This is a genomic window from Phaeovulum sp., assembly GCF_041596715.1.
Classification (GTDB): Bacteria; Pseudomonadota; Alphaproteobacteria; order Rhodobacterales; family Rhodobacteraceae; genus UBA6213.
The window spans coordinates 1-2,990 of sequence record NZ_JBFHIA010000308.1 but is presented as its reverse complement, the minus strand read 5'-3'; the positions used below and the strand labels follow the sequence as shown (position 1 = coordinate 2,990).

The 2,990-nt window shown below is 63.2% G+C and carries 2 protein-coding genes and 1 pseudogene; 1 reads left to right on the top strand and 2 read right to left on the bottom strand.

The window, feature by feature from the left end:
- Positions 1-1,177: pseudogene (locus ABY403_RS15135) on the bottom strand (hypothetical protein); the annotation flags it as partial.
- 63 nt (positions 1,178-1,240) lie between these two features.
- Complete coding sequence (ubiA, locus tag ABY403_RS15130) at positions 1,241-2,203, bottom strand: 4-hydroxybenzoate octaprenyltransferase (protein ID WP_372841651.1); 963 nt, start codon at positions 2,201-2,203, stop codon at positions 1,241-1,243.
- 12 nt (positions 2,204-2,215) lie between these two features.
- Between ubiA and ABY403_RS15125 the strand changes: the two genes are divergently transcribed.
- Positions 2,216-2,941, top strand: coding sequence for a 16S rRNA (uracil(1498)-N(3))-methyltransferase (locus ABY403_RS15125; protein ID WP_372841650.1), 726 nt, complete (start codon positions 2,216-2,218; stop codon positions 2,939-2,941).
- Positions 2,942-2,990 lie beyond the last annotated feature (49 nt).

The following is a 2,990-nucleotide window of genomic DNA, read 5'->3' as shown; positions in this document are numbered from 1 at the left end:
GCCCAAATTGCCCTGCGGCAATCGCCGACAGCGCATCGCGCGCCCGCTGGTCGGGAACGCGCCCCCGCAATTGCACCGCGCCATCTTCGTTGCGCGTTGCAAAAAACTCTGGCGGTTCTGTCGCCATGTTTCCGCCCGACACAGACGCTTCAGACAAGCTGGCTTGCAGTGAAAAAACGGCCGGCAAGTTTGACTCGAGCTCGCCTACAACACGGTCAAAATCGGCCTGCGTTACTGATTCCGAGGCGATCAGGGCAATATCTGCATCCGAAAAGGTAATCGAGCCGCCGCCTAGCCCCGCCAGCGCATCCAACCCCATTTCCACCGCTTCGGCCCAGTTGGGCGAAGGCACGCCCATGCCGATGGTGCAGCCAAGCGACCCTTGCGCACCCGCGCGTTTTGCCGCTGCAAGAATCCGGGTGCGCGCGCGTTCGGTATCGGCCGAACAGGCATCGAATCGCGACCCTTCGGCATCAATCAGAAAACGCAGCGTGAAAGGCGTAATCACCGGGCGGGGCGCTGCGATGTCTATTGCGACGGCCAAAGAAGATGGCGTGCTGCGGCGTAGATCGGTTTCGATACGGGCCTTTTCCGTGGGGCTATCGGCGATTGCGGCGATTGCCACGTGATTGTCCGAGATCGAAATCTTTGAACGCGACAAAGCCTTGATCGCCGAGATGCCAAAGTCGAGCGCGCGCGCCCACCCCTCGGGTTCGGGGTAATCGGCGCTTTCCAGCATGTCGGCTACGTGCCCGTCGGCCGCGCTTTTGGCCAGTTCGGCTACCAGCGCCTCGCGGTCAGTCGTGGCGGGAACCAGCCCGATCAGCGAAATGCCATCGCCGTTGCGCAGCATTTCCAGCGAGAAATCGGGGGGAGTGATGGCTTCGGCGCGCGCCACCTCGGTCAGATCGACGATTCGGCTTGCCTCGACCACTTCGCCCAGTGCGGAAATCGCGCGAAAACGGTGCGCTTCCGAAGGGGCGGTGCCTGCCAGCAGCAGTTGCAGCCCGTCGGCGTTGATTTCTGCCCAGCTATAGCCTGCGATATCCAGCCGTAATTGCGCCGCCGCGTGGGTGCGTTGTTCGATGAACGTCGCTGCGCCGCCAGCGGCAAACACGGCCAACACTGCCGCCAGCACAAAAGCCAACGCAGTCAGAATCGTCAGGCCGTGTCGCATTCAATACGTGCTTTCGGTCAGTTGCTTCAGGTTCTGCTTAGGCGGGCGGTGCGGGTCATTCAATCATGCCAGTGCGGCAGCGGCAAGAAACAGCGCAGCGATCAGCCCGGCTTCGCGGTTGGAGCGGAACACCCGCAGGCAAACCTCGGGGCTGTCGATATCGAGTTTTCGCATTTGCCACAGCAGGTGCCAGCCAAGGCCCCAAGGCCCTGCAAGCGCCAGTGCCAGCTTCAAGGGGCTTGCCCCGGGCAGCAACGCCTCAAGCACCGCGAGGGTCATCAACGTTACGGTTGCCATCAGGAAGAAGCCGAGCCAGCGCCCGGTTCGCGCGCCAAACAGCCGCGCGGTAGAGCGGACGCCAATCAGCGCGTCGTCTTCTTTGTCCTGATGCGCGTAGATCGTGTCGTAGAAAAGCGTCCAGGCGATTCCAGACAGGTAAAGCGCTACCGGTGCGGCTGTAAGGCTGCCTGTATGCGCAACCCAAGCCAACAGCGCGCCCCAGTTGAACGCGATGCCCAGAAACACCTGCGGCCACCATGTGAATCGCTTGGCAAATGGATAGATCGCCACCGGAACAAGGCTAAGAAGCCCAAGCAGAATGGCCGCGTTGTTGAAGCTGAATAGCAGCGCCGCACCAACCGCGGTCTGCGCCGCCATCCACAACAGCGCACCGCGTACCGAAACCTGCCCCGAGGGGATGGGCCGCGAACGGGTGCGGGCGACCGAGCCGTCGATATGCCGGTCGGTGATGTCGTTCCAGGTGCAGCCCGCGCCGCGCATCACCGCCGCGCCAATGGCGCAGGCAACGATGATCCAGATGTCGCCAAGGCGCGGCGCGTCTGCCGCCGCAGCCAGTGCTACGCCCCAAAAGCAGGGAATCAGCAAAAGCCATGTGCCGATCGGTCGATCGGCGCGAGACAGCCGAAGGTAGGGGCGGCTTGGCGCGGGGGCAAAGCGGTCTACCCAATTGCCTCGCGGCGCATCGGCAACGGGACCGGGCTCTGGCAATTCGCTTGGCGCTCTCATAGGTTCGGCCTCATGGCACAGGCAAAGATCAGGCTCTATCTAGATCAGCCGCTGGCAGGGGGGCAACCGCTTCTCCTGACCGAGGCGCAGGCGCATTACCTTTTTGCGGTGATGCGGCTTGCAGTGGGTGCGCAATTACTTGTGTTCAACGGGCGCCAAGGCGAATGGCTGGCCGAGGTATCGCAGGTGGGCAAGCGCGGTGGCACCCTTCGCGCGGTTGCGCAAACCGCACCGCAGCGCGATGCGCCGGATCTGTGGCTGATGTTCGCGCCCATCAAGAAAGCGCGCACCGATTTCATCGTGGAAAAGGCGACCGAGCTTGGCGCTGCGCGGATTTTGCCGGTGCAGACCGATTTCACCAATTCTGACCGTATTCGCCAAGATCGCCTGCAAGCCCACGCCATAGAGGCCGCCGAGCAATGCGGCGGCACCTTTGTGCCGCAGGTGGATGAACTTTCGCACCTGTCGCGCCTGCTAGATGGCTGGAACCCCGCGCGGCGTATTCTTTGGGCCGATGAAAGCCGCCTTGGCCCCGCCGCTACGCTTGCGGGAATGGCACAGGGGCCTTGGGCGGTGCTGATCGGGCCGGAGGGCGGCTTTTCGGCACCAGAACGTGCGCGCCTTGCGGCATTGCCGCAGGTGACGCCGGTCAGTCTCGGCCCGCGTATTCTGCGTGCCGATACGGCAGCGGTTGCCGCGCTGGTTTTGTGGCAGGCAAATCTGGGGGATTGGCGATGAGCCTTTTGCGCCCCGAGGCGATGACGGTTCTGATGCGCTGGCGCGAGGT

Excerpts from the sequence above, each read along its gene's own strand:
- ubiA (WP_372841651.1), bottom strand. The coding sequence starts at position 2,203 with ATGAGAGCGCCAAGCGAATTGCCAGAGCCCGGTCCCGTTGCCGATGCG.
- ABY403_RS15125 (WP_372841650.1), top strand. The coding sequence starts at position 2,216 with ATGGCACAGGCAAAGATCAGGCTCTATCTAGATCAGCCGCTGGCAGGG.